Here is a 26,684-nt window from a genome sequence, read left to right as displayed (position 1 = left end):
GCCGCGCGGGCCGGCTTGTGGTCCATCCTGCGCCATCGCGGTGGGGCCCGCACGGTACGCAGGTCCCCACCGCCCGGGCCCTTCGGCCCGGCTCAGCGTTCCCGGACGACCGCCACCGGGCAGTGCGCGTGCTGGATGAGCTGCTGGCTCACCGAGCCGAGCAGCATGCCCCGCAGCCCGCCGCGCCCCCGGGTGCCGACGGCCACCATCTGCGCGCCTCGGCTGGCCTCGACGAGTAGCGACGCCGGGCTGCCGGCCGTCACCTCGACCCGCATGTCCAGCTCCGGGTAGGTGCGCCGCCAGGGCGCCACGGTGTGCTCGAGCGCCGCGCGCTCGTCCGCCGCCAGCTCGTCCATGTCCGGCGGTGGGCCGGCGCCCGGCCGCCACGATCCCGCTCCGGGCGGCGACCAGGCGCTGACCACCCGGAGCGGACTCCGGCGCGCGGCGGCCCGTTCGGCGGCGAAGCCGAGCGCCACCAGCGACTGGTCGGAGCCGTCCACGCCGACCACCACGGGCCCGTCGGTGGGTACGGCCGCGGCCGTCCCGTTCGCGCGGACCACCACCACGGGGCAGTGCGCGTGCGCGGTAACCGAGACCGCCGTCGAGCCCACGAGGAGGCCGGCGAACCCGCCGTGGCCGCGGCTGCCGAGCACCAGCAGGCCGGCGTCCGCGGAGCGTTCCTGCAGGACCAGGGCGGGCGGGCCGTCGAGCACCTGCCCGGTGACCTCGATGTCGGGGTGGGCGGCGGAGGCGTCGGCCGCCGCCCGGCGGACCAGTTCCTCGATCTCGTGCCGGGCGGTCTCGTCCGGCCAGGCACCGGGCGCCACACCGGGGCCGAGCCAGCCGACCACGGTGGCCCACTCGAAGACGTACGCGAGCCGCACGGCCCGGCCGGTCCGTCCCGCCTCGTCCAGCGCCCACCGCACGGCGACGTCGGCGTCGGGGGAGCCGTCGTAGCCGACGAGGACGTCGCCGGCGCTCATGCCCCGCTCCGCAGGCCCGGCTCGGTCTCCCGGACCCAGCGCCACTCCGCCACCCGCGGGTCGTCCTCGCCGTACTGGCGGGTGTAGTCCCGGCACGCCTGCCGGGTGTCGACCATGTGCTGGCGCAGGTGCGCGGCGCGGGCGGCGAGCCCGGGCACCCGGTCGATGACGTCGATGACCAGGTGGAAGCGGTCCAGGTCGTTGAGCATCACCATGTCGAAGGGCGTCGTCGTGGTGCCCTCCTCCTTGTAGCCGCGCACGTGCAGGTTCCCGTGGTTGGTGCGGCGGTAGGTGAGCCGGTGGATGAGCCACGGGTAGCCGTGGTACGCGAAGATGATCGGCCGGTCCGCCGTGAAGATGGTGTCGAACTCCTTGTCCGGCAGGCCGTGCGGGTGCTCGCTGGGCGGCTGGAGCCGCATGAGGTCGACCACGTTGACCAGCCGCACCTTCAGCTCCGGGAGGTGCTGGCGGAGCAGGTCCGCGGCGGCCAGCGTCTCCAGGGTCGGCACGTCGCCGCAGCAGGCGAGCACCACGTCGGGTTCGCTGCCGGCGTCGGTGCTGGCCCAGTCCCAGATCCCCAGGCCGCGCCGGGTGTGCTGGATCGCCTCCGACATGGTGAGCCAGTTCGGGGCGGGCTGCTTGCCGGCCACCACCACGTTGATGTAGTGGCGGCTGCGCAGGCAGTGGTCCATGGTGGAGAGCAGGCTGTTGGCGTCCGGGGGCAGGTAGACCCGCACCACCTCGGCCTTCTTGTTCACCACGTGGTCGATGAACCCCGGGTCCTGGTGGGAGAAGCCGTTGTGGTCCTGCCGCCAGACGTGGCTGGAGAGCAGGTAGTTCAGCGACGCGAGGGGCTGCCGCCAGCCGATCCCCCGGGTGACCTTCAGCCACTTGGCGTGCTGGTTGACCATCGAGTCGACGATGTGGATGAACGCCTCGTAGCTGGTGAAGACGCCGTGCCGTCCGGTCAGCAGGTACCCCTCCAGCCAGCCCTGGCACAGGTGCTCGGAGAGCACCTCCATCACCCGCCCGTCGGGGGAGAGGTGCTCGTCGCCGGGGACGGTGGCGGCCACCCAGGTCCGGCCGGTGACGTCGAAGGCGGCGCCGAGCCGGTTCGAGGCGATCTCGTCGGGGCCGAAGAGTCGGAACGTCTCCGGGTTGGCGGCGATGACGTCGCGGATCCAGCCGCCGAGCACCCCCGTGGCGCCGGCCATCGGCTCGCCCGGTCGGGGCACGTCGATGGCGTAGTCGCGGAAGTCGGGCAGGGTGAGGTCCCGCAGCACGCTCCCGCCGTTGGTCACCGGGTTGGCGCTCATCCGCCGGTCACCGCGCGGCGGCAGGGAGAGCAGTTCCTCGACCGGGGAGCCGGTGGCGTCGAACAGTTCCTCCGGGCGGTAGCCGCGCAGCCACCGCTCCAGCTCGGCCAGGTGCGCGGGGTTGGACCGGACCTCGGCCAGGGGCACCTGGTGCGAGCGGAAGGTCCCCTCGACGGGCGCGCCGTCGACCTCCCGCGGCCCGGTCCAGCCCTTCGGCGTCCGCAGGATGATCATCGGCCAGCGCGGGCGTTCGACGGCGTCGCCGGAGCGGGCCCGACGCTGGATGTCCGCGATCTCGTCCAGGGCGCGGTCGAGGGTGGCGGCGAGAGCCTGGTGCACCCGCGCCGGGTCGTCGCCGGCGACCACGTACGGCTGGTAGCCGTAGCCGCGCATGAGTTCGAGCAGGTCCTGCTCGGGGATCCGGGCGAGCACCGTCGGGTTGGCGATCTTGAAGCCGTTCAGGTGCAGGATCGGCAGGACCGCTCCGTCGCGGGCCGGGTTGAGGAAGACGTTGGACAGCCAGCTTCCGGCCAGCGGGCCGGTCTCGGCCTCGCCGTCGCCGATCACGCATGCCACCACGAGGTCCGGGTGGTCGAACGCGGCGCCGTACGCGTGGCTGAGCGCGTACCCCAGTTCGCCGCCCTCGTGGATGGAGCCCGGCACCTCCGCGGCCACGTGGCTCGGGATGCCGCCGGGGAACGAGAACTGCCGGAACAGCCGGGCCATGCCGCTCTCGTCGCGGCCGACGCCCGGGTAGCGCTCCGTCCAGGTGCCCTCCAGCCAGGTGTTCGCCACGATCGCGGGGCCGCCGTGGCCCGGCCCGGTGATGAACATGGCGTTCAGGTCGCGGGCGACGATGACCCGGTTGAGGTGGGCGTACAGCAGGTTCAGCCCGGGGCTGGTGCCCCAGTGGCCGAGCAGGCGGGGCTTGATGTGCTCGGGCGCCAGCGGCTGGCGGAGCAGCGGGTTGTCCAGCAGGTAGATCTGCCCGACGGTCAGGTAGTTCGCCGCTCGCCAGTACGCGTCCACCCGGCGCAGCTCGTCGTCGGTCAGGGGCTCCTGCAGGTCGAGAGCGGTGTCCATGGTGACTGAGCCTCTCGCGGTTGGGGGGATGCTGCATCCGGAAGCGCCGTTCCTCCGGCCGGTCCAGCCTCCCGGACCGGGTTGTCGGCGGTCAGGGCCGTTGGTCCCCAACGGCCGGGGCGTCACGCCCCCTGCGCGGCGGTGTCGGTCATGCCCCGGACCACGATCACCGGCGAGGGCGCGTGGTAGAGCAGGGACTGCGCCACCGCGCCGAGCATTCCCCGTCCCGGCTCGTCGCCGCGGGCCGCGACCATCGCCACCTGCGCGGACCGGGACTGCTCGACCAGGACGCCGCCCGGGTCCCCGCGGATGGTGTGGCACTCGGTGGGCACCTCCGGGTGCCGTCCGGCGTACCGCCCGACCACCTCGGTGAGCTGCCGGGTCACCTCGTCGTCGTCCTCGTCCTGCTCGGTGACGCGCAGGGCGAGCAGGCGGGCGTTGCGCCGGCCCGCGCACTCCAGGGCCCATTCGAGGGCGCGGTTCGAGCTGGGGGAGCCGTCCACACCGACGAGCACCGGGCCCTGCGGCGGCGGTTCCCGGCGGACCACCAGCACCGGGCAGCTCGCCCGGGCGGCGAGTTGCACGGCCGGGGCGTCGGCCGGCACGCAGTCGGCGCAGGTGGCCATCCCGCCGTCGCCCACGGCGAGCAGGAACGCCCGTTCCGACCGGCGCAGCAGGACGGGCACCCGCGGGCCCTCGACGATCTCACCGGTGACCGTCAGCTCCGGCTCGACGTCGCGGGCCAGGTCGTTGGCGCGGGCGATCAGGTCCTCCGCCTCGTCGCGTGGCGCCGCCACGGTGTCCGCCGCGAACGCGGCGGCCCAGTCGAAGGCGTGCACGAGGTGCAGCGACCGGCCGTGCGCGGCGGCCTCCTGTGCGGCGATCCGGACCACGGGGAGGTTGCGGGCGGAGCCGAGGCCGACCATCACGGCTTGACCGGCGGCTGCGGTCATCGACATCACCTCCCGGGCGTCGCGACCGGCACGACCACGCTTCCCTCGACCGAGGGTAGTCGTGCGGCCGTCCCGGCGGGTCGGTTCGCCAGCGCCGCATCTGTCAACAAGGGTTGACACGAGCCATACTGTCAACGTAAGTTGACAGTATGAATCAGGCGACGGAACTCGCAGCGGCCGCCGGCAGCGCCGACCCCCGGGTCGGGCTCCGCGCCGTCCGCGCGCTGCGCCGGCTGCTCGAACGACTCGAGGTGGTCCAGGTGGACAACGCCCGACGGCAGGGCTGGTCCTGGCAGGAGATCGCCGACGCGCTCGAGGTCAGCCGGCAGGCGGTCCACAAGAAGCACGCCGGGCGACCGGCGGTCCCCACCTCCTGGGAGGCGTGATGTTCGAACGGTTCACCGACCGGGCCCGCGAGACCGTGCGCCGGGCCCGGGACGAGGCCCGCGCCGAAGGTCAGCGGCCGGTGGGCACCGAGCACCTGCTGCTCGCCCTGCTCGCCGACGAGGACAGCCTCGCCAGCCGGCTGCTGACCGACGCCGGCGTCACCGCCGACGACCTGCGCCGGCGCATCCGCCGGCACACCGAGGCCGGCGGCGTCGGCCTCGGCGACGCCGACGCCGCCGCGCTGCGGGAGATCGGCATCGACCTGGCCGCGATCGTGGCCCGCATCGAGGAGACCTTCGGCCCCGACGCGCTGCGCGAGGCGGTGCCGGAGCGGCCCCGCCGCTGGGGCCGGCGCCGCCGCCGCTACTCCGGCGGCCCGTTCTCACCCCGCTCGAAGAAGGTGCTGGAGCTGTCGCTGCGCGAGGCGATCCGGTTGCGGCACCGGCACATCGGCACCGAGCACATCCTGCTCGGCCTGCTCCGCGAGGGCCACGGCCTCGCCGCGCTCGTGCTCACCGAGGCCGGCATCGAACTCGGCGACCTGCGCCGCCGGGTGGAGGCGGCGCTGCGTACGGCGGCCTGACCGGCCACCCCCACGACCCGCCACGCTCGTAAACCTGTCTGTGGCGCTCGCGACGCCGCCCCCGTCGTGGCTCGCGGGGCGGTCCCGGTTGCTGCACACTGGCGCCGTGACTGCGCAAGGGCGGGGGCGGCCCGCGAGCGACGACGGCGGGTTGCGCTCCGCCGTGGTCGTCAACCCGGTGAAGGTGGCCGATCTGGCCGGGCTGCGGCGTACGGTCACCGACGCCCTCGCCGCCGCCGGCTGGCCAGAGCCGCTGTGGTACGAGACCACCGTGGCCGACCCGGGCCGCGGGCAGACGCAGGAGGCGGTCCGCGCCGGCGTGGACGTGGTCTTCGCCTGCGGCGGCGACGGCACCGTGATGTCCTGCGTCAGCGCCCTCGTCGGGACCGACGTGGCGCTGGCCGTGCTGCCCCAGGGCACCGGCAACCTGCTCGCCGCCAACCTCGGGCTCTCCACCGACCTGGCCGCCGGTCTGGAGGTGGCCGTCGAGCGCGGCCGGCGCCTGCTCGACGTGGGCGAGGTCGACGGGCGCCACTTCACCGTGATGGCCGGCATGGGCTTCGACGCGCAGATGCTCGCCGCCACCAGTGAGGCCACCAAGGCGCGGATCGGCTGGCCGGCGTACGTGGTGGGCGGGCTGCGGCACCTGCGCGACCGGCCCATGCGGGTGTCGATCCGCATCGACGACCGCCCGCCGGTCCGCCGCCGCGCCCGCTCCGTGCTCATCGCCAACGTCGGGCGGCTCCAGGGCGGCATCCGGCTGCTCACCGAGGCCGAACCGGACGACGGCTGGCTCGACGTGGCGGTGCTCAGCCCGCGTACGCTGCGGGACTGGGCGGCCCTGGGCTGGGCCGTGATCCGCCGGCACGGCCGGGTGCCCCGCATGGAGGTCTTCCGCGGCCGGCGCGTCGTCGTCACGGCCGACCGTACGCAGCCCCGGGAACTCGACGGCGACGTCATCGCCCCCAGCCGGCGGCTGCGCGCCGTGATCCGGCCGAAGGCGCTGTGGCTCTGCGTGCCGCAGCCCGAGCGGGCGCCGGACCTCGCCGTGGACGCCGAGCGGGCCGCCGAACGCGGCGAACAGCTCGTCGAGGAGGCCCGCCGTGAGTAGCACCCGCATGGTGCCCGAGACCCGGCTCATGGCCGACGAGGAGCTCTCCGCCGACGACGCCTGGCGCACCCTGCGCCGGGAGGGCGGCTGGCACCTGCTGCGGGACGCGTTCATCCGGTTCCGCTACGGCGACGGGTTCAGCCACAGCCGCGCGTTCGCGTTCCAGCTCTGCCTCGCCGTGGTGCCGTTCCTGATCGCGCTCACCGGTCTCATCAGCGAACTGGGCGTGGAGGAGGGCGGCGAGGTCGTCGCCGACACCGTCCTGGCGCTCACACCCGGGGCCAGCGAGCCGGTGGTGGCCGAACTGCTCGGCGAGGGGGAGAGCACCGAGCGCGCCGGGGAGCTGGCGCTCACCCTCGGTCTGATCACCGGCCTGGTGGCGCTCACCACCACGATGGCCCAGATCGAGCGCGGCGCGAACCGGATCTACGGCGTGGAACGGGACCGGCCGGCGCTATGGAAGTACGTGCGTGCCGCCGTCCTCGCGGTCACCGCCGGCGTGCCCGCCCTCACCGGGTTCCTGATCCTCGTCGGCGGCGGGCCCATGGGCGACTCCGTCCAGCGGCACTACGCGTGGGGCCAGGGCGTCCACGGGATCTGGGACGTCGTCCGCTGGCCGCTGAGCCTGGCGTTGACCGTGCTCGCGGTGGCCGTGCTCTTCCGGCACGCGCCACGGCGCCGGCAGCCGGGCCTGTCCTGGCTGTTCTTCGGCGCCGGCATCGCCACCGTGCTGTGGTGGCTGGCCAGCCTGCTGCTCGCCGCGTACGTGCGCTTCAGCGACGCGTTCGGCCAGACGTACGGCGCGCTGACCGGGATCATGGCGCTGCTCCTGTGGGCCAACCTCACCGGCGTGGCGCTCTTCGGCGGGCTGGCCTTCGCCGCGCAGCTGGAGGCGCTGCGGATCGGGGTGCAGGAACCCGCCCAGCCGGACCTGTGGGAGCCCGAGGCCGAGCGCGCGGAGATCCTCGACACCGGCGAGATGACCGCCCTCTGACCCGCCCGCCACCCGCGCCGGGCCGTCCGGCCGCCGGTGTACGCGCCGCCCGAATCGGGTACAGCCGCCTCGCCGATGCGGGTGAGGGAGGTACGGGGTGACCACGGTCAGAGAGGCACTGCGGCGACCGATCGGGCACTTCGCCGAGCGGAGCCTCGCCGGGCTCGTGGCGGTCACCGGTGCCGGCGCCGCCTTCGGTCTGCTGCTCATGCTGGTCCGGTTCCGCTGGGGCCCGTTGCAGGACGCCGACCGCGCGATCGCCCAATGGTGCAACGACCTCGTCGCGCCGCACGACCCCCTCGTGACCGTGCTCCAGGCGGTCACCGACCTCGGCGGACGGCCGATCCTGATCTGGCTGGTCACCATCGCCGTGGTCGGGCTGCTGATCCGCCGCCAGCCCCGGCTGGCCGTGTACCTGATCGTCACGGGCGCCGGCGGACTGATCCTCGACCCGTCGCTGAAGACGCTCGTCGGCCGGCTCCGTCCGGTGGTCGACGTGCCGGTCGCCAGCGCGCCGGGCAACAGCTTCCCCAGCGGGCACGCCCTCGGCTCGTTCGTGGCGTACGGGGCACTGCTGCTGGTCTTCCTGCCGGCGCTGGCGCCCCGCTGGCGCCGCCCGGCCATCGGCCTGGCCGCCACGCTCGTGCTCCTCATCGGGCTGACCCGCATCGCGCTGGGCGTGCACTTCGTCTCCGACGTGCTCGCCGGCTGGCTGCTCGGCGCGGCCTGGCTCGGCGTCACCGCGTACGCCTTCCGGCTGTGGCGGCGCGAACGCGGCCGCCCGGCGCCGCCGCTGACCGAGGGGCTGGAGCCGGAGGCGGGACGCGACATCGCCCCGGCCCCGGCCGAGGAGCAGGTGCTGGCCCATCCGCGCTCCGCGGTGGCGGAACTGCTCGTCGGCTGGGTCCTGGTCTTCGGGGCGCTCTACGGCTTCGGCATGTACGTCAGCTACCACGCCAAGGGGACGTTCCTCGCGACCCTCGACACCGAGGTGCCGCTCTGGTTCGCGCAGCGGCACACCCCGGCCCTGACCGAGCTGAGCTGGTGGTGGAGCAAGTTCGGCGACACCCACGCGATCCTGCTCGTCTCGATGGTGTTCTGCCCGTTGGTGCTCGCGGTGTGGCGGCGGTGGCGGCCGGTGCTGTTCGTGGCGCTGGCCATGTTCGGCGAGCTGAGCCTCTTCCTCGCCTCGGCCCACGCCGTCGACCGCCCCCGCCCGCCCGTGGAGAACCTGGACGGTCCCATGCCCACCTCGTCGTTCCCGTCCGGGCACATCGCCGCGACGATCTGCCTCTACACGGCCATCGCCGTGCTGGTCATGGCCCGCACCGACCGCTGGTGGCGGTGGCTGAGCGTGGTGCTGGCCGTGGTCATGCCGCTGGGTGTGGCCACCTCCCGCATGTACCGCGGCATGCACCACCCCACCGACTTCCTGGGGGCGATCCTGCTCGGCGCGCTCTGGATCGGCCTGCTCTACTGGGTGATCCGCCCCAACGCCGACGTGCGCGAGGGCAACCGGCCGAGCATCGAGGCGACGGACGTGTCCCGCCTCGACGACGAGCTGGCCCGCGCCGCCCGGGCGGACTGAGCCGTGCTGCGGGTGATGACCTGGAACATCCGTACCGGCGGGCGCGACGGCGACGGCACCGACCGGCGGGACGCGATCGTCGAGGTGATCTCAGCCGAGCGCCCCGACCTGCTGCTGCTCCAGGAGCTGCGCGGTTTCGGCGCCGACGGGGTGCTGGACACGTTCGCCGATCGGCTGGGCATGCGCCCCCACCTGGCCCGCAGCTGCCTGGGTCAGCCGGTGGCCGTCCTGGTGCGCCCGCCGCTGCGCACCCTCGCGGCCGGCCCGCTGCGCCGGCCGTTCCACCACGCGGCGTCACGGGTCGTGCTGGCGACCGACGCCGGGCCGCTCACCGTGCTGGGCACGCACCTCAGCCCGTACTCCGGCGGCTGGCGGCGCGTCGAGGTGGACTGGCTGGCCCGGGCCGTCCGCCGGGCGCCGGACGGGCTGGCCCTCGTCGGCGGGGACCTGAACAGCCTCGACCCGGCGACCGACCACACCGCGCGGCTCGCGTCGCTGGCCCCGCCGTACCGGCGCCGGCACCTGCGCCGCGACGGGCGCACCGTGGACACCCGGGCGGTGGCGGTGCTGCTCGCCACCGGCCTCGTGGACCTGTGGCGGGCGGCCGGCGGGCCGGACGAGGGGTTGACCGTGCCCACCCGGCACGGCGGGGGCGAGTTCACCGGCATGCGGCTGGACTACCTGCTCGGCGGCCCGCCGCTGGCCGCGCGGGTGCGGGACTGCCGGGTCGTCCGGGGTGGGGTCGCGGATCACGCCTCCGACCACTATCCGCTGGTGGCGGACGTGGCGCTGGCCGCTGCCTGACGGGGCGTCCCATGCTGGCTGGCCGTGTCCGGGGCTGGGCGGCCGTGTCGGCTGGCTGGCCGTGTCGGCTGGCTGGCCGTGCCGGCTGACGGGCCTCGCCGGGTCAGAACACGAGGTTGACCAGGACGGTGAGCACCACCGAGGCGAGCACCGAGAAGAGGATCATCAGCAGGCAGCCGAGGCCGCCGCCGAGCGGGCGGATCTCGACGTTCCCGATGCGCATCGGTCTCCCTCCGTCGGTGCCGGGGCCCCAGGCCGCACGGCCGCTGCCGCGCCGCGGCCGTGCGGCCGCTCGCGGTGTCGCCTTCATACCCGCCCGGCGCTGCTTTAGAGCTGATGTCCTTTAGAACCAGCCTCCGAGCGGGCTCCGCGTCCGAGCGGGCTCCGCGTCCGAGCCGGCTCAGCGTCCGAGCCGGCTCAGCGTCCGAGCCGGCTCACCCGTCGAGCACCCTCGACGTGTCCGCGATCAGGCGGCGGACCCCGGCGGCGACCTCCGCCGGGGCGGTGGTCGCCACGTTGTGCGCGGCGCCGGGCACCACGAGCGTCCGGGCGTGCGGAATCAACCGGGCCACCTCGTCCCGCCAGGCGGGCGGCACCACGGGGTCGCGCGCGCCGGTCACCACCAGGGTCGGTGCCTCGACCCGCACCAGGTCCGCCTCGATGGCGTTGCCCACCGAGTACGACAGGGTGGCGGCCACCCGGCGCGGCCCGGCGTCCCACACGTCGCGCAGCAGGATGGGCGCCTGCGCCTTCGCCTCCCGCAGCGTGTCCACGAGCCAGCGGCCGAGCAGCGTACGCCGGGAGCGGGCGGTCGGGTCACCGGTCGGGCCGGCGAGCACCAGCGCCCGCACGGTCTCCGGGTGCCGGGCGGCGAGCGCGGCGGCGACCTCGGCGCCGAACGAGTGCCCGAGCACGCACACCCGCGGCAGCCGGTACGCGCGGAGCCACGCCGCGAGGTGCGCGGTGTGCTGGGCGACGTCGTACGTCCCGGCGGGGTGCGCCGTGAGCCCGAACCCGGGCAGGTCCGGCAGGTACACCGGGTGCGTCCGGGCCAGCGCGACGGCCAGGGGCGTGAGGTAGCGGTGCGAGACGGCCAGGCCGTGGACCAGGACCACCGGCGGTGCGCCGGTGCCCGGGTCCGGGCTCCGCCGGGTGTGCGTACGCAGCCCGTCGACCAGGCGCCACTCACTCGTCAGCCCCGCGGCGGGCTGCGGCGCCGCCATCGCGAGGCGCAGCTCCGCCATCGTGAACCGGCCGGCCGGGGTCGGCGTCGGCAGCCGTCTCCGGCTCACAGTTCACGGAGCCGGGGCAGCAGCTGCTCCTGCGCCCAGTCGAGGAACATCGGCTGGCTGTCGGCGCCGACCTGGATGACGGCCACGTCGGTGAAGCCGGCGTCGACGAACGCCTTGAACGCCTCGACGTGCCGGTCGACGTCCGGGCCGCACGAGATGCCCTGCGCGACGTCGTCCTCCCGCACGAACTGGGTGGCGGCGGCGAAGGACTCCGGGCCGGGCAGGTCCGTGTTGACCTTCCAGCCCAGCCCGAACCAGCGGAACTGGTCGTGCACGATCTTGCGGCACTCGGCCTCGTCGGGGCCGTAGCAGATCGCCACCTGCCCGTAGCGGCGCCGGCCGGCGCCGCCCGCGTCGTCGTACAGCTGGACGATCCGGCGGTCCGGCTCGGTGGCGATGACGCCGTCGCCGTACTCGGCGGCGAGGGTGGCCGACTGCGGGCCGGACGCGGCGACGGCCATCGGCACCGGCGTCTCCGGCCGGTCCCAGACGTACGCGTCGGGCACGTCGAAGTGGTTGCCGGAGAACGTCAGCGTCTCGCCGTTGAGCAGGGGCCGGATGATCTGCAACGCCTCCTCGAACATCTCGTGCCGCTGCTGCACGTGCGGCCAGCCGCCGACCACGTGCTCGTTGAGGTTCTCGCCGGCGCCGAGGCCGAGGGTGAACCGGCCGTCGGAGAGCACACCGACGGTGCTGGCCTTCTGGGCCACGACCGCCGGGTGGTAGCGGCGGATCGGGCACGTGACGAAGGACATCAGCTCGGCCCGGCCGGTGGCGTGGGCGACGGCGCCGAGCACCGACCAGGCGTACGGCGAGTGGCCCTGCGAGTCGAGCCAGGGGTAGTAGTGGTCGGAGACCACCAGCAGGTCGAAGCCGGCCGCCTCCGCCCGTACCGCGTGGTCGACCAGCTGCTTCGGGCCGCTCTGCTCGCACAGCAGCGTGTAGCCGACGTTGACCATGTCGCCTCTCCTTCCGACCCCGGGGGATCGTCCCCGGATACCCCGTCGGACCGTGGTCAACCCTCGGGTCCGGTTCGACGGGCGTCGTTGCGCCACCTGACGCATCGGCATACGCTGATGCCCCAACGCCCGCCCCGCGGTGAGCTGCACGGCGAGCTGACGGCTCCGGTGGCCGGCCCGGACCGGGCCGGCCACCGGCGTCAGTGGGTGCCGCTGAGGTTGAGGATGACCACGCCCACGATGATCAGGGCGATCCCGATGATCTTCACGGCGCCGAGCGGTTCGCCGAGGAAGACCGCGCCGATCGCCACGATGGTCGCGGTGCCCAGTCCCGACCAGAGGGCGTAGGCGACGCCGACCGGGATCTGCTTCACGGCCTGGGCGAGCATGACGAAGGCCAGCCCGTAGCCGGCGAGGCAGGCGAGGGTCGGCCCGAGCCGGGTGAAACCGGCCGTGGCCTTGATCAGGCTGGTGGCCGCCACCTCGGCCGCGATCGCGATGCCCAGCAGGACGTACGCCATGTCGTACCCGTCATCCCTCCGTCGGTGCGGTCCGCGCCGCCAGCCGGGCGGCGCGCATCGTCAGGTACCGCTGCTCCGGCACGCTGCTGGTCCGGGCGGCGGCGGCCCGGTAGTCGGCCACCGCGCGGTCCCGGTCGCCGGCCATCTCGTGCAGGTGCGCTCGGGCGGCGTACAGGCGGTGGTGTCCGGCCAGGCGCGGGTCGCCGGCCAGCTCGGTGAGGGCGGCCAGCCCGGCGTCCGGGCCGTGCACCATGGCGGTCGCCACGGCCCGGTTCAACGCGACGACGGGACTGCCCGACCGCGCCTCGAGCACCTCGTAGAGGGCGAGGATCTGCGGCCAGTCGGTCTCCTCGGCCGACGGCGCCTCGTCGTGCAGGGCGGCGATGGCGGCCTGGATCTGGTACGGGCCGACGGGGCCCCGGGGCAGCGCCCGGGTGACCAGGTCGACGCCCTCGGCGATGGCCGCCGCGTCCCACCGGCCGCGGTCCTGCTCGGCGAGGGAGATCAGCTCACCGGACGGGCCGGTACGGGCGGGGCTGCGCGCCTCGGTGAGCAGCATCAGCGCGAGCAGCCCGGCCGTCTCGCTGTCGTCGGGCAGCCGCTCGTGCAGCGCCCGCGTCAGGCGGATCGCCTCCGCCGACAGGTCCACGCGGCGCAGGTCGGGGCCGGCGCTGCTGGTGTGCCCCTCCGTGAAGATCAGGTAGAGCACGTGCCGGACGGCGGCGAGCCGCGCCGCGCGGTCGGCGGCCTCGGGCATCCGGAACGGCACCCCGGAGTCGCGGATCCGCTGCTTGGCGCGGCTGATCCGCTGCGCCATGGTGGCCTCGGGCACGAGAAACGCGTGGGCGATCTCGGCGGTGCTCAGGCCGCCGACCGCCCGCAGGGTCAGCGCGATGGCCGAGGCGGGGGAGAGCGCCGGGTGGCAGCAGAGGAACAGCAGCACCAGCGTGTCGTCCCGCCCGGCGGTGAGCTGGTCGTCCACCGCGGGGGCGACCCGCCGGTCGTCGGGCTCGCGGCGCGCGACCAGGTCCTCCCGGCGCCGCCGCGCGGTCTCGGCGCGGACCAGCTCGATCATCCGGCGGTACGCGACCTGGATGAGCCAGCCGCGCGGGTTGCCGGGGACGCCCTCGACCGGCCACTGTGTCGCCGCGGCCAGTAGCGCCTCCTGCACGGCGTCCTCCGCCGTGGCGAAGTCGTCGAAGCGGCGGGCGAGCACACCGAGGACCTGCGGCGCCAGCTCGCGCAGCAGGTCCTCGATGGGCAGGTCGGTGGTGGCCAGCCGTCACAGCTCCTGCGGCGGGGCGGACATCACCGGGTGCACCTCGATGGGCATGTTCAGCGGGCGGCCGCCCGGGCCGGGCGCCGTGGAGATGTGCGCGGCGATCTCCACGGCCCGCTGCGGCGTCTCGCAGTCGACGATCCACCAGCCGGCGAGGAACTCCTTCGTCTCCGGGAACGGCCCCTCGGTCACCACGGGCACGCCACCCTCGCCGGCGCGGACGATCCGGGCCTGCGCCGGCCCGCCCAGGCCCTCGCCCTGGACCCACTCCCCGTCCGCGGTGAGCTTCGCGTTGACCTCGCCCATGAAGGCGATGTGCGCCCGGATCTCCTCCGGCGTCCAGGTGTCGATCGGCGGGAAGTCGGTCCCGGCGGCGCTGAACTGCATCAGCAACATGTACTTCACGGTTGGCTCCTCACGCCTGCGCACCTCATTCTCGGTGCTCTCACCCTGAGGTAGAAGCAGGCGGGGCCCGCCTCGACAGGTCCGCCGAAGATCCCTGGAAAAAAAATCAGTCGACCGCCGTGACCTCCAGCAGCAGCGCCTGCTCGGGGTGCAGCGCCGGCATCTGCAGACCGACCGTCGCCAGCGCCGCGCCGGTCAGCGTCACCCCGGCCGGCAACCAGGCGGGCTCGGCCCGCTGCACGGTGGCGGGCGCCGGCACCCCCGGCACCGGCCGCACCGCGTACCGGCGCCGCCCGTGCAGGCCGGGCAGCCGGACCGCCCCCGGCACCTGGGCCACCGAGGTGGCCAGGCGGCTGACCGCGTACACCGCCTGCGACCCGTCGTGGGCGACCACGCCGTGCGCCCAGACGGCGGGGTCGGGGTGGTCGACCCGGACCGTCCGGCCGGTGTGCAGCAGCGGGCGCAGCCGCTTGTGCAGGGCCACCCACGCCGCCAGCTCGGCCCGCTCGGCCGGGGTCGCCGAGGTGATGTCCCACTCGACGCCGTAGTGGCCGAAGAACGCGGTGGCGGCCCGGAAGCCAAGGTCGTGCGTCCGCCCGGTGGTGTGCGAGCGTGGTGGGCCGATGTGGCTGCCGACCAGTTCGGGCGGGAGCAGCAGGCCGGTCCAGCGTTGGATGGCGAGCCGTTCCAGGGCGTCGTTGCAGTCGCTGGCCCACACCCGGTCGGTGCGGGCGAGGATCTCCAGGTCGACGCGGGCGCCGCCGGAGGCGCAGCTCTCGATCTCCACGTCGAGGTGCCGGGCGCGCAGCTCGTCGAGGAGCCGGTAGACCGCCTCGGTCTGCGTGTGCACGCCGGGCCGGCCCCGGTGGCCGGCCTCGGTGAGGTCCCGGTTGTGGTCCCACTTCAGGTAGCCGATGCCCGGGTGCGCGGTGAGCAGCGCGTCCAGCCGGTCGCGCAGGTACGCGTACGCCTCGGGGTGGGCGAGGTCGAGCACCTGCTGGTTGCGCCAGGTCGGTGGCAGCCGACCGGGCACGGCGAGCACCCAGTCGGGGTGGGCGCGGTACACGTCCGAGTCGGGGTTGACCATCTCCGGCTCGACCCACAGCCCGAACTGGAGCCCGAGCCCGGTGACGTGCGCGATGAGCGGGTCCAGGCCGTCGGGCCACAGGTCCTCGTCGACGTACCAGTCGCCGAGCCCGGCCGTGTCGTCCCGCCGGCCGCGGAACCAGCCGTCGTCCAGCACGAACCGTTCGATCCCGACCTCCGCGGCCCGGTCGGCGAGCGCCCGCAGCCGGTCCAGGTCGTGGTCGAAGTACACCGCCTCCCAGACGTTGAGGGTGACCGGTCGGGGTGACCGCGGGTGCCGCGGACGGGCCCGCAGGTGGGTGTGCAGGACGTCGCTGAGCCCGTCCAGGCCCGTGTCGGACCAGGCGGCGTAGAGCAGGGGAGTGGCGTACGACTCGCCGGGGCCGAGCACCACCTCGCCCGGGGTGAGCAGTTCGCCGCCGCCGAGGGTGGCCTCCCCGGTGGGGCGCCGTTCGGCGAAGGTGACGTGGTCGCCGCTCCACGCGGTGTGCACGGCCCACACCTCGCCGTGCCCGAACCCGAACCCCGCCGTGCCGGCGACCAGCAGCAGCGTGGCGTCGTGGCCGGTACGGCCGTGCCGGCCCTCCCGGACCCAGGTGCCCATGGGCCACGGGTGCCGCTGCGGTGACCGTTCCCGGCACCACCGGCCGGTCAGGTCGAGCAGTTCGGTCGCGACGGCCGGCACCGGCAGCACCGGGGTCAGCTCCCGCAGCTCGTACGGCGTGTCCCCGTCGTTGCGCAGCCGGTGGCGCAGCAGCAGCAGGCCGGTCGGGTCGAGGGTGAGTTCCACGGTCAGGGACAGCCCGGCGCCGGGGTCGACCGCGTGGACGCGTACCCGGGCGGGACCGTCCCCGTCGTCGTCGACGTCGAGCCCGTCCAACGCGAACGCCGTGGCCCAGTCGGCGCGGTCGCGGTGCCCGGCCAGCGCCGGACGGCCGCTCCAGCCGGCGCCCGCCTCGGGCAGCAGCGACAGGACGGTGGGGGCGTCGAAGCTGCTCGGCACGACCGGGGGCACGGTCGCGTCGGCGAGCTGCCGCAGGCCGTCGTCGTCGAGGTCGCCGACGTCGCCGCCCCAGTGCACGACGCGGGGCAGGCCGGGGCCGCGCGCGTCGAGCACCAGGCTGGTCCGCGCGCGGCGCAGGTGCACCATCATCCCTTGCTCGCTCCCAACGTGAGGCCCCGGACGAAGTGCCGCTGGAGCAGGAAGAAGATGACCAGGGTCGGGATCGCGACCAGCACGCTGCCGGCCGAGACCAGGTTGTTGTCGGTGAAGAACTCGCCGCGCAGGTTGTTGAGGGAGCTGGTGACCGGGAACTTGTCGCCGGTACGCATGAGCACGGTGGCCCAGAAGAACTCGTTGTAGATCCAGGTCACCTCGAGCGTGGCGAGCGCGGCCAGGGCGGGCCGGCACAGCGGCATGGTCACCTGCCAGTACTGCCGCCAGACGCTGGCCCCGTCGACCATCGCCGCCTCGTACAGGTCGCGCGGCAGGGCCTTCATGTAGTTGCTCAGCACGAAGACGCAGAAGCCGCACTGGAACGCGACGTTGATGAGGATCAGCCCCCAGTAGCTGTCGTAGAGCAGCTCCGAGTCGCTCATGAACGCCGGCAGCGGCACCTGGGTGAACAGCCGGAACAGCGGGATGAGCAGGGCCTGCTGGGGCAGCAGGTTGGCCGCGGTGAACAGGCCGAGCAGCACCAGGTTGAGCTTCCAACCGAACCGGGCGATGACGAAGGCCACGCAGGACGCGAGGAAGAGCGTCAGCAGCACCGCCGGCACGGTGATGTAGACGGAGTTGAGGAAGTGCTGGCCGAACTCCGCCTGCCGCCAGGCGGTGACGTAGTTGTCGATCGTCCAGCCGCCGAGGGACACGTACCCGTTCGTGGCCGTGTACTCGTACGACCGGAACGAGGTGAGCACGGCCCAGAGGATCGGGAAGAGCCAGCCGATCGCCACGGCGGCGAGGAAGACGTGCAGCACCACCCGCTGCGGGGTGAGCCGCCGCCGCGACGGCGACACCTCCCCGGCGGCGGGCGGGCGGATCGCGGTGGCGGTCATCGGTCCTCTCCCCGCATCACGGTGGCCAGGTAGATGGTGATGAAGACCAGCGAGACGACCAGCATGATCGTCGCCAGCGCCGAGCCGAAGCCGATCCGGCTCGCCTCGCCGACCACGTTCTGGGTGACCAGCGCGGAGAGCAGTTCGAGGCCGTTGCGTCCCTTGTTGACGACCCAGACGAGGTCGAACGCGCGCAGCGACTCGATGACGGTCACCACGAGCACGATGATGTTGATGGGGCGCATCACCGGGAACACCACCCGGAAGAAGCTCTTCACCTCCGAGGCGCCGTCGACGGCCGCGGCCTCCCGCAGTGAGGGGTCGACGCCCTTCAACCCGGCCAGGTAGAGCAGCATGATGTAGCCGACGTGCCGCCAGCCGGAGGCGAGCATGACCGCCCAGATGTTGACGCTCGGGTCGCCGTACCAGTCGGTGTCGGTGCCGAGCACCGCGTTGAGCAGGCCCTGGTCGCGGGAGTAGATGAGCTGCCAGACGAAGCCGATGAGCGCCAGCGAGAGCACCACCGGCAGGTAGAGCGCCGTCTGGTAGAAGCGGCTGCCGCGCAGCTCCTTGTCGAGCAGTACGGCGAGGAACATGCCGAACGGGGTGGCCAGCAGGAAGAGCACCGCGAGCCAGAGCAGGTTGTGCCGTACCGCGGGCATGAACGGCGGGTAGATGGTCAGCACGTCGCTGTAGTTGCGCCCGCCGACGAAGTCGATGTCCGACAGCGGGCCGATGCCGTCCCAGTCGGTGCCGGAGAGCAGCACGGTGGCCAGCGCCGGCAGCCACACCAGGGCGGTGACCAGCAGCAGGGGGACGAGCACCATCAGCGTGATGACCACGCGGTCGGTGCGGGACAGGAGCCGCAGCCGGCGGCCGCGACCACCCGTGGTGGTGGTCGCGGCCGGCGGTTCCACGGCGCGATCCGCTTGGATCAGGGGCAGGTCGGACATGTTGTCCTCCCCCTCTCGCCGTCAGCTCGTGAAGATCGACTTCTTCTGGTTCTCGATGCTGGTCAGCAGCCCGCCGATGTCCTTCGGGTCCTTGATGAACTGCTGGAGGGCCGGGATGATCACGGTCGAGGCGAAGTCCGGCCGGGTGTCCCGGTCGAGGAACTGGGCGATCTCCGTGGCCGAGCCGACCAGTTCGGCCGCCTTCTTCTGCAGCGCGCTGTATCCGCTGGTGTCCGCGCCGCTGTTGGCGACCAGGGTGCCCGGGTCGGTCTTCACGGCGATGTTCGCCGCGTCCACGCCACCGATGTACTCCAGCAGCTTCTTGGCGTTGTCCTCGGACTTCGGCTTCCGGGCCATCATGTAGCCGTCGATCGGGGCGTCCAGCGCCTTGGCGCCGATCGTCGGGTCGATCTCCGGGAAGGTGAAGAAGTCGATGTCGTCCTGCTCGTCGGCGTTGAACTGCTGCGCCACGAAGAGGCCGAGCAGGTACATGCCGCTCTTCTTCTGCTGCAGCGTCTGGGCGGCCTCCTGCCAGGTGCGGCCCAGCGAGTCCGGCTGGTGCAGCGGCAGCAGCCCGGCCCAGGTGTCGAAGACCTTCTTGACCTTGTCGGAGGTCCAGGCCTCCTTGCCGGCCATCAGGTCGACGTGGAACTGGTAGCCGTTGATCCGCAGGTTGAGGATGTCGAACGTCCCCATGGCCGGCCAGCCGTCCTTGTCGGCGAAGCCGATCGGGACGAGGCCGTCCTTCTTCATCTGGTTCGCGAGTGCCGTGAACTCGTCCAGGTTCTTCGGCACCTGGTAGCCGTGCTGCTGCCACACCGACTTGCGGTAGAAGACCGCCCACGGGTAGTACGAGAACGGCACGAAGTACTGCTTGCCGTCGTCGCCCGTGGACGCCTTCTTGAAGGCGTCGGAGAAGCCGGAGAGCTTGCCCCACACGTCGGACACGTCGCCGGCCAGGCCGCGGGCGGCGAAGAAGCGCATCCGGTAGCCGGCGAACCAGGTGAACACGTCGTCCGGCTTGCCCTGCAGGTAGTTGTTGATGTTCTCCTGGAACGTGTTGTGGTCGACGGTGTTGATGGCGACCTCGATGCCCGAGGAGGTCTTGAAGGCGGCCGACACCTTGGCGAGCACGTCCTTCGGCGTCGGGTCGGACGCGTTCGAGCCCATCGACACCGACTTGGCTCCGGATCCGCCGGAGTCCGAGTCGCCGCAGCCGGCGAGCAGCCCCGTGCCGAGCAGGGCGCCCGCGCCGGCCGCCCCGGCGAGCAGCGTGCGGCGGTTGAGGCCGGCGACGGAGGGCGGTACGAGTCTGGCCAGGTACTCGGCCTGGGTACGGGGACGGGACATGGTTCCTCCTGCGGATGAAGAGGTGCGCTGCGCCCGAGGGCCGTCAAAGAGGTGGCGTGACCGCTGCTCGTGATCGCACACGGGATCCACCGTGAATCCACATTGGCGAACACGAACTGCCAGTGGCGCCTCAAGCTACCCCTCCCCACGGTGCTGTCAAGAGGACAGTAAGGAGCCGATAGCCCAGTCGTGACGGGGCTGTTACCAGGTAAACGTTGGAAAGAGCATCGATGTTGGAACCTGTTGACTTGACCGACCGATGCGGGCACGCTCTGCTGCCATGCGGCGATGGCAGGGCGACCGGATCCTCTTCGGCGGCGACTACAACCCGGAGCAGTGGCCGGAGGAGACCTGGGCCGAGGACGTCGAGCTGATGCGCCGGGCCGGGGTCAACCTGGTGTCGGTCGGCATCTTCTCCTGGGCCCTGCTGGAGCCGGCGCCGGGCCGGTACGAGTTCGGCTGGCTGGACCGGGTGCTCGACCTGCTGCACGCCGGTGGCGTCGACGTCGACCTCGCCACCGCCACCGCGAGCCCGCCACCGTGGCTGGCGCGGGCGCACCCCGAGACGCTGCCGCGCCGCGCCGACGGCACCGTCCTCTGGCCGGGCGGCCGGCAGGCGTACTGCCCCAGCTCGCCGGTGTTCCGGGAGCGTTCGCTCGCGCTCGTCGAGGCGGTCGCCGGCCGGTACGCCGCGCACCCGGCCGTCGTCATGTGGCACGTGTCCAACGAGCTCGGCTGCCACAACGTGCACTGCTACTGCGACGTCAGCGCCGAGGCGTTCCGGGCGTGGCTGCGCGAGCGCTACGGCGACCTCGACGCCCTCAACGCCGCCTGGGGCACCGCCTTCTGGAGCCAGCGGTACGGCGACTGGGCCGAGATCAACCCGCCGCGCACCGCCCCCACGTTCGCCAACCCCACGCAGCAGCTGGACTTCCTGCGCTTCTCCTCCGACGAGCAGCGCGCCCAACTGCGCGCCGAACGCGAGGTGCTGCGCCGGCTGGTCCGCCAGCCCGTCACCACGAACTTCATGATCGGCACGGGGGTCAAGTACCTCGACTACCACTCCTGGGCCGGCGACGTCGACCTGGTCGCCAACGACCACTACCTGACCGCCGCCGACCCGCGGGCCCACGTCGGGTTGGCGCTCTCCGCCGACCACACCCGCGGCGTCGCCGGCGGCGAACCGTGGCTGCTCATGGAGCACTCCACGAGCGCTGTCAACTGGCAGCCGCGCAACGTCGCCAAGACGCCGGGACAACTGCGCCGCAACAGCCTCGCCCACGTGGCGCGGGGCGCCGACGGCGTCCTCTTCTTCCAGTGGCGGGCCTCCCGCGCCGGGGCCGAGAAGTTCCACTCGGCGCTCGTGCCGCACGCCGGCCCCGACACGAAGGTGTTCCGCGAGGTCTGCCGGCTCGGCGCCGACCTGGGCGCGCTGGCCGAGATCCGGGGCAGCCGGGTGGAGGCCGACGTGGCCATCCTCTTCGACTACGAGGCGTGGTGGGGCGTCGAGCTGGACTCGCACCCCAGCGTGGACGTCACCTACCTCGACCGGCTGACGGCGCTCTACGACTCGCTCTGGCGGACCGGGATCACCGCCGACGTCGTCCACCCCTCGACGGACCTCGCCCGCTACCGGCTGGTCCTGGCGCCCACGCTCTACCTCGTGCGCGACGCCGACGCCGCGGCGCTGCGCCGGTTCGTGACCGACGGCGGCACCGCCCTGGTCACCTACTTCAGCGGCATCGTCGACGAGCACGACCACATCCGGCTCGGCGGCTACCCGGGCGCCTTCCGGGACCTGCTGGGCGTGCGCACCGAGGAGTTCTTCCCCCTGCGGGAGGGCGAGCGGGTCCGGCTCGACGACGGGTCGGTCGCCGACGTGTGGACCGAGTGGCTGCACCCCGACGGCGCCGAGGTCCTCGCCTCGTACGTCGACGGCCCGCTTCCCGGGGTGCCCGCGCTGACGCGGCACGCGGTGGGCGCCGGCGCCGCCTGGTACGCCGGAACCCGGCTCGACCAGTCCGCCACCGACCGGCTGGTGGGCCGGCTCGTGGCCGAGTCCGGCGTACGCCCGGCCGCCGTCGCCCCCGAGGGGGTGGAGGTGGTCCGCCGCCGCGACGGCGAGCGGAGCTGGCTGTTCGTCGTCAACCACACGACCGGCCCGGCGCGGGTGCCCGTCACGGGCGTGGAGCTGTTGACGCGTGACCGGTGCGACGGTGAGGTGGTGGTGCCGGCCGGTGAGGTCGCGGTGGTCCGGGAGGATCCCGACGCGACGACGGCATGATCGAACCGCGACGGGTCGAAGGAGGTTGACCGGATGCTCGCCCAGCAGCGGCAGAGCGCGATCCTCGATCTGATCCGGCAGCACGGCGGTGTCCGGGTGAGCCACCTGGTGAGCCGGTTCGGCGTGTCGGACATGACGATCCGGCGCGACCTGGAGGTGCTGGCCGAGCGCGGCCTGGTGGACAAGGTGCACGGCGGTGCGACGCTGGCCGGCCCGGGCTCCGCCGACGAGCCGGGCTTCGCGGCCAAGTCGATCCGGCAGCAGGCCGAGAAGCGGGCCATCGCCGAGCGGGCCGCCACCCTCGTCGAGCCCGGCATGGCCATCGCGCTGTCCGCGGGAACCACCACGGCCGCGCTGGCCACCCTGCTCTCCGACGTACGCGGGCTCACCGTAGTGACCAACTCGATCCCGGTGGCCGACGCGCTCTACCAGGACCCCCGCAGCGACCAGACCGTCGTCCTGACCGGCGGCATCCGCACCCCCTCGGACGCGCTGACCGGTCCGGTCGCCGAGGCCGCCATCAGCGCCCTCAACGTCGACCTGCTCTTCCTCGGCGTGCACGGGATGAGCCCGCGTACCGGCTTCACCACCCCCAACCTGCTGGAGGCCGGCGTCAACCGGTGCCTCATCGGCTCCGCCCGCCGGCTCGTGGTGCTCGCCGACCACACCAAGTGGGAGACCATCGGGATCGCCACCATCGCCCCGCTGGAGGCCGCCGACATCCTCGTGACCGACGCGGGGCTGCCCGCCGAGGCTCGCAGCGTCATCGGCGATCAGGTCGGCGAGCTGGTGGTGGTGGACGCGGAGTAGGCCCGCCGGACCGACCCGCCGCGTCGCTTCACAGCGACCTCACAGGGCCAGCCGATAGGGTGCCGGTCGAGCAGACGTCCGGCTCCACGGTGGAGCCCTCGGCGGTCGCACGGGAGTTCCGATGGTCTTCAAGAAGATGATGAGCGCGTTCGGTGTGGGCGGCCCCAGCGTGGACACGGTGCTGGCCAACCCCAACACGCGCCCGGGTCTGACCCTCGAAGGGCAGGTCAACCTCCTCGGCGGGGAGGTGGAGGCGAACATCGAGCAGGTGGTGCTCAGCCTGGTCACCCGGGTCGAGATCGAGGGGCACGACACCGAGTACGCCGGGATCATGGAGTTCTACCGGACGGTGGTCAGCGGCCCGCTCCAGCTCGCGCCCAAGCAGCAGGTCTCCATCCCGTTCCAGCTCCCGGTGCCGTGGGAGACCCCCATCACCGACGTGTACGGCCAGCGCCTGCACGGCATGACGATGGGTCTGCGTACGGAGCTGGCGGTGGCCCGGGCCGTGGACAAGAGCGACCTCGACCACGTGGCGGTGCACCCCCTGCCGGTGCACGAGCGCATCCTCGACGCGTTCCAGCGCCTCGGCTTCCGGTTCAAGACCGCCGACCTCGAGCGCGGCCACATCTACGGCGTGCAGCAGACCCTGCCGTTCTACCAGGAGATCGAGTTCTTCGCCGCGCCGCAGTACGCGCAGACGGTCCGCGAGGTCGAGCTGACCTTCGTGACCAACCAGTACGGCGTGGACGTGGTGCTGGAGTGCGACAAGCGCGGCGGGTTCCTCACCCCGGGGCAGGACACCTACGGGCGCTACACGGTCTCGCACGCCGACGCCGACCGTCTCGACTGGACGCAGGTGGTCGACGGCTGGCTGCGCGAGACGACCTCCCGTTACGGCGGCATGCACGCCGCGGGCTTCGGCCACGGCCACCACGGTCACCACGGCCACGGCCGGGGGCACGGCATGGGCGGGATGATCGCCGGGGCCGCGCTGGGTGTCGCCGGCGGGATGATCGCCGGCGAGCTCATCGAGGACGCCTTCGAGGGCGACCTCGGGGAGGATCTCGGCTTCGACGAGTGACCGCCGTCCCACGCCGGTCGCCGTGCGGCACGGCGAGGACGGCCCGCGACGCCGGTCCGTGACGGGCGACCGGCCATGACGGGCGTGGCCGGCACGCGGCGGTCCGCAGACGACGGTGGCCTCCGGGACGCATCCCGGAGGCCACCGGCCGTACGAGGGGTCACCGTCGACCCGTGCGCCGTTCACTCAGCGAGCGCTTCGGCGAGCCGGCCTTCGACAGACCCCGGCTGACCAGGTACGCGGCGGTCAGCGCGGTGATGAACCACCATGCCTGGACCGGGTTGTTGACGTTCAGCCCGTTGGTGGCCGAACCGCCCCAGAAGGCGGCGATCACCACGGCCGCGACAGCGGCGGCGTAGATCCAGAACTCGGTGGTGAGGAACGCCTGCTTGGTCTCGGTGCCGGTCTGCGGCGTCGGCTCCCGGTGTCCGTCACCACTGACCATCGGCATCGGACGGGTGGGCGTCTCCTGCATGGCCTGGCGGTTCTGGATGTCCGCGTTCGGCCGGTTCATCGGCCTGGTGGATGCGGCCTGCGTGCTCATCTTGTCCTCCTCAGGATGCGATGAGTCCTGCGCTTCCCTCGCCCCGCTACCGCGTCTCGGCCACGGCACGGTTTCGTGTTTCGTGGCGGGGACGCCCACCGACTACCCGGGCCCCAGGGCGAGGTAACACCCTCCCGGAGCCGGAAAACCGGCGTACGGCCGGGCGCCGCCGCGCCGGTGGCGCCCGCCGCACGGGCACCACCGGCGGGGCACGTCAGCGCAGCCCGTTGCGGATGGCGACGCCGACGAGCAGGTCGGGGTCGTCGGTGATGATCCCGTCCACGCCCAGGTCGATGAGCCGCTGCATCACCGCGGCGTCGTCGACGGTGTACGGGATCACCTTCAGCCCGTACCGCGTCTGGAGGGTCCGCACGTCCGGTCCGTGGAAGTACGCCGGGTTCTCCCGCAGGTACCAGTCGGCCGACGCCACGGTGCCCTGCTCCGGGTCGTGCACCTGCCAGTTCGCCGACACCGTGCCGGCGCCGGCGGCTTTCGTGAGCTTGCCCAGGTCCCGGTACCGCCACCAGTCCAGCCCGCCGGTCCACGGGCTCTTCACCGACGGGTCGCCGTACACGGCCTGCAGCGAGCACTCGTCGGCGAGGCTCGCGCACTCGGCCGGGCCGTACTGCCAGACCAGCGCGACGGTGCCGATCCGCTTGTTCAACTGGCGGGCGTAGGTGATGGTCCGCCAGTCGAAGGACTGGATGGTGGCGCGGTCGGTGAAGCCGGCCCGCTCGATGGCGCCGACGAGTTTGCGGGTGAAGCTGCGGTACGGCTCCGTGTCGTCCACCAGCGGGCTGATCTTCGTCTCGATGTTCATCCGCACGTCGGTGCGGCCGCTGCGCTTCACCAGCGCGAAGACCTCGTCGAGCGTCGGGATCCGGGCGCCCGGCGCGGGCACCTGCGCCGGCAGTTCGGGCAGCGTCTTCGTGCCGCAGTCGATCGTCTTGACCTGCGCGAGGGTCAGCTCGTGCACCGGCTTGCCGACGTACGGGAACTCCGGGTCGCCGGGGCGGGCCGGTGCGGTGTCGACGCAGTGCGAGCCGTTGATGGCGCGGTCGTGCAGCACGACCAGGTGGCCGTCCCGCGTGACGCCGGTGTCCAGCTCCAGAGTGGAGATCGCCGTGTTCGCGAGGGCGTTCGCGAACGCGGGCAGGGTGTTCTCCGGACGGGTCGCCCGGCCGCCGCGGTGGGCCTGGATGTCGAACGGCGCCGCGTACGCCTTCGGCAGGCGGTAGCCGCGCTGCGCGAGCAGGCCGCGCAGGCGGTCGGGGTAGTCGGTGATGATGCCGTCCACGCCGTCGTCGACGAGCTTCGCCATCGTGGGCACGTCGTCGACCGTCCACGGGATCACCTTGATGCCGTGGCGGTGGGCGCTGGCCACCATCTCCTTCGTGACGTACGGCCGGTAGCCGGGGTCGGTGACGGTGCCGTTCTGCGGGAAGCCGTGCACCGGGGAGAAGGCGCTGGCGCCGAAGGTCCGGATGGCCCGGATCGGGTCGCCGCCGAAGTCGTCGATGTCGAGGCCGCCCAGCCACGGCGAGGCGCCCGGCTGGCCGGTCTGGAGGAAGTCGTAGTTGGTCAGGGCCACCAGCGGCAGCCGAGGCTCGACCTGACGCATCCGCATGAGCGCGCCCCAGTCGAAGCTCTGGATCGTCACCTGCTTCAGCAGCCCGGCACGCCGGACCTCGGCCGCCGTGACCTGCACGAACTGCTCACGCGGGGCGGTCTCGGTCGGCGCGCCGGCCTCCACCTTGGTCTCCACGTTGAGCATCACGTCGTCCGCGCCGTAGCGCTTGACGAGGGCGAACACCTCCCGCAGCAGGGGCATCCGCGCGCCCGGCACGGCGAGCTGGCCAGGCTTGTCCGGCAGTGTCCTCGACCCGCAGTCCAGGGTGCGTACCTGGGCCAGGGTGAGCGTGTTGACGTACCTGCCGACGTACGGGAACTCGGGGTCGCCGGGGGTCACCGGTGCGGTGTCGACGCACTTGGCGCCGCTGATCTTCCGGTCGTGGGTGACCACGGCCTGCCCGTCCTCGGTGATCTGCACGTCCAGTTCGAGGGTGCTGACCCCGAGCTGGAGGCGTTGCCGAACGAGGCGAGGGTGTTCTCCACCCGCAGCCCGAGGCCACCGCGGTGGGCCTGGACGTCGAAGGTCCGCTCCGGTCGCGGTTTCGCCCCCGCGGGGGCCGCGAGCCCGGTGGTCACGGTCGCCGCCGCCAGGGCCGCGACCGCGATACGGCGTACTGTGCGCACGCTG

At 73.1% G+C, this 26,684-nt stretch carries 22 protein-coding genes and 2 pseudogenes; 10 read left to right on the top strand and 14 right to left on the bottom strand.

What is annotated here, in order from left to right:
* Positions 1-92: 92 nt before the first annotated feature.
* The 3 genes from OG994_RS16225 to OG994_RS16215 all read right to left on the bottom strand — a co-directional run bounded on the left by OG994_RS16225 (position 93) and on the right by OG994_RS16215 (position 4,335).
* The gene (locus OG994_RS16225) at positions 93-983 is read right to left on the bottom strand and encodes a universal stress protein (RefSeq protein WP_120329433.1); all 891 of its coding nucleotides are present in this window, start codon (positions 981-983) and stop codon (positions 93-95) included.
* Positions 980-3,382, bottom strand: a complete 2,403-nt coding sequence (locus OG994_RS16220) for a phosphoketolase family protein (RefSeq protein ID WP_120329434.1) — start codon at positions 3,380-3,382, stop codon at positions 980-982. The genes OG994_RS16225 and OG994_RS16220 overlap by 4 nt, the downstream gene beginning before the upstream one ends.
* A gap of 122 nt (positions 3,383-3,504) precedes the next feature.
* Positions 3,505-4,335, bottom strand: a complete 831-nt coding sequence (locus tag OG994_RS16215; protein WP_328850207.1) for a universal stress protein — start codon at positions 4,333-4,335, stop codon at positions 3,505-3,507.
* A 149-nt stretch (positions 4,336-4,484) separates the two neighbouring features.
* Here OG994_RS16215 and OG994_RS16210 point away from each other — a divergent pair, with 149 nt between their 5' ends.
* The 7 genes and pseudogenes from OG994_RS16210 to OG994_RS16185 all read left to right on the top strand — a co-directional run bounded on the left by OG994_RS16210 (position 4,485) and on the right by OG994_RS16185 (position 9,802).
* Positions 4,485-4,721 (top strand): HTH domain-containing protein, encoded by a 237-nt coding sequence (locus OG994_RS16210; RefSeq protein ID WP_120329436.1) that lies wholly within the window; start codon positions 4,485-4,487, stop codon positions 4,719-4,721.
* Positions 4,721-4,903 (top strand): annotated as a pseudogene (locus tag OG994_RS31685) (Clp protease N-terminal domain-containing protein); the annotation flags it as partial. The gene OG994_RS16210 and the pseudogene OG994_RS31685, both read left to right, overlap by 1 nt.
* A 195-nt stretch (positions 4,904-5,098) precedes the next feature.
* A pseudogene (locus OG994_RS31680) lies at positions 5,099-5,278 on the top strand (Clp protease N-terminal domain-containing protein); the annotation flags it as partial.
* 133 nt (positions 5,279-5,411) lie between these two features.
* A complete protein-coding gene (locus OG994_RS16200) occupies positions 5,412-6,416 on the top strand; it encodes a diacylglycerol/lipid kinase family protein (RefSeq protein ID WP_120329550.1) in 1,005 nt (334 codons plus the stop codon).
* Positions 6,409-7,410 carry a YihY/virulence factor BrkB family protein gene (locus tag OG994_RS16195; protein ID WP_120329438.1) on the top strand — a complete coding sequence of 334 codons (1,002 nt, stop codon included), beginning with the start codon at positions 6,409-6,411 and terminating at the stop codon, positions 7,408-7,410. The genes OG994_RS16200 and OG994_RS16195 overlap by 8 nt, the downstream gene beginning before the upstream one ends.
* 97 nt (positions 7,411-7,507) lie before the next feature.
* Entirely contained in the window at positions 7,508-8,998 is a 1,491-nt protein-coding gene (locus OG994_RS16190; RefSeq protein ID WP_328850205.1) for a phosphatase PAP2 family protein, read from the top strand.
* A 3-nt stretch (positions 8,999-9,001) separates the two neighbouring features.
* Positions 9,002-9,802, top strand: coding sequence for an endonuclease/exonuclease/phosphatase family protein (locus tag OG994_RS16185; protein ID WP_328850204.1), 801 nt, complete (start codon positions 9,002-9,004; stop codon positions 9,800-9,802).
* 434 nt (positions 9,803-10,236) lie between these two features.
* Here OG994_RS16185 and OG994_RS16180 read toward each other — a convergent pair whose 3' ends face one another.
* From OG994_RS16180 to OG994_RS16140, 9 genes are all read right to left on the bottom strand, one after another.
* Entirely contained in the window at positions 10,237-11,046 is an 810-nt protein-coding gene (locus OG994_RS16180; protein ID WP_328850203.1) for an alpha/beta fold hydrolase, read from the bottom strand.
* Between the two features lie 44 nt (positions 11,047-11,090).
* Positions 11,091-12,053, bottom strand: a complete 963-nt coding sequence (locus OG994_RS16175) for a TIGR03557 family F420-dependent LLM class oxidoreductase (protein WP_120329441.1) — start codon at positions 12,051-12,053, stop codon at positions 11,091-11,093.
* A 200-nt stretch (positions 12,054-12,253) separates the two neighbouring features.
* A complete protein-coding gene (locus tag OG994_RS16170; protein ID WP_120329442.1) occupies positions 12,254-12,574 on the bottom strand; it encodes a DMT family transporter in 321 nt (106 codons plus the stop codon).
* A gap of 10 nt (positions 12,575-12,584) precedes the next feature.
* Positions 12,585-13,832: an RNA polymerase sigma factor gene (locus OG994_RS16165; protein ID WP_328853730.1), complete on the bottom strand. Its 1,248-nt coding sequence runs from the start codon at positions 13,830-13,832 to the stop codon at positions 12,585-12,587.
* Between the two features lie 24 nt (positions 13,833-13,856).
* Entirely contained in the window at positions 13,857-14,249 is a 393-nt protein-coding gene (locus OG994_RS16160) for a YciI family protein (protein ID WP_328853729.1), read from the bottom strand.
* Positions 14,250-14,364: 115 nt separating this feature from the next.
* Positions 14,365-16,497: an alpha-galactosidase gene (locus OG994_RS16155; protein ID WP_328850202.1), complete on the bottom strand. Its 2,133-nt coding sequence runs from the start codon at positions 16,495-16,497 to the stop codon at positions 14,365-14,367.
* Entirely contained in the window at positions 16,494-17,402 is a 909-nt protein-coding gene (locus OG994_RS16150) for a carbohydrate ABC transporter permease (protein ID WP_328850201.1), read from the bottom strand. Before OG994_RS16150 ends, OG994_RS16155 begins: the two co-directional genes overlap by 4 nt.
* Positions 17,399-18,355: a carbohydrate ABC transporter permease gene (locus tag OG994_RS16145; RefSeq protein WP_328850200.1), complete on the bottom strand. Its 957-nt coding sequence runs from the start codon at positions 18,353-18,355 to the stop codon at positions 17,399-17,401. Before OG994_RS16145 ends, OG994_RS16150 begins: the two co-directional genes overlap by 4 nt.
* 21 nt (positions 18,356-18,376) lie before the next feature.
* Positions 18,377-19,705 carry an ABC transporter substrate-binding protein gene (locus OG994_RS16140; protein WP_120329448.1) on the bottom strand — a complete coding sequence of 443 codons (1,329 nt, stop codon included), beginning with the start codon at positions 19,703-19,705 and terminating at the stop codon, positions 18,377-18,379.
* A 280-nt stretch (positions 19,706-19,985) separates the two neighbouring features.
* Between OG994_RS16140 and OG994_RS16135 the strand changes: the two genes are divergently transcribed.
* The 3 genes from OG994_RS16135 (at position 19,986) to OG994_RS16125 (ending at position 23,880) form a co-directional block, all read left to right on the top strand.
* A complete protein-coding gene (locus tag OG994_RS16135) occupies positions 19,986-21,989 on the top strand; it encodes a beta-galactosidase (protein WP_328850199.1) in 2,004 nt (667 codons plus the stop codon).
* A 33-nt stretch (positions 21,990-22,022) separates the two neighbouring features.
* A complete protein-coding gene (locus tag OG994_RS16130) occupies positions 22,023-22,799 on the top strand; it encodes a DeoR/GlpR family DNA-binding transcription regulator (protein ID WP_120329450.1) in 777 nt (258 codons plus the stop codon).
* A 121-nt stretch (positions 22,800-22,920) separates the two neighbouring features.
* Positions 22,921-23,880: a sporulation protein gene (locus OG994_RS16125; protein ID WP_120329451.1), complete on the top strand. Its 960-nt coding sequence runs from the start codon at positions 22,921-22,923 to the stop codon at positions 23,878-23,880.
* Between the two features lie 160 nt (positions 23,881-24,040).
* On the opposite strand, the gene OG994_RS16120 is transcribed toward OG994_RS16125, so the two are convergent.
* The gene (locus OG994_RS16120; RefSeq protein ID WP_120329452.1) at positions 24,041-24,424 is read right to left on the bottom strand and encodes a hypothetical protein; all 384 of its coding nucleotides are present in this window, start codon (positions 24,422-24,424) and stop codon (positions 24,041-24,043) included.
* Between the two features lie 214 nt (positions 24,425-24,638).
* The gene (locus tag OG994_RS16115; RefSeq protein WP_328850198.1) at positions 24,639-26,474 is read right to left on the bottom strand and encodes a glycerophosphodiester phosphodiesterase family protein; all 1,836 of its coding nucleotides are present in this window, start codon (positions 26,472-26,474) and stop codon (positions 24,639-24,641) included.
* Positions 26,475-26,684 lie beyond the last annotated feature (210 nt).

The sequence above is a fragment of the Micromonospora globbae genome (assembly GCF_036184225.1).
GTDB classification, from domain to species: Bacteria; Actinomycetota; Actinomycetes; order Mycobacteriales; family Micromonosporaceae; genus Micromonospora; species Micromonospora globbae.
This window is presented reverse-complemented; position numbering and strand designations above follow the sequence as displayed.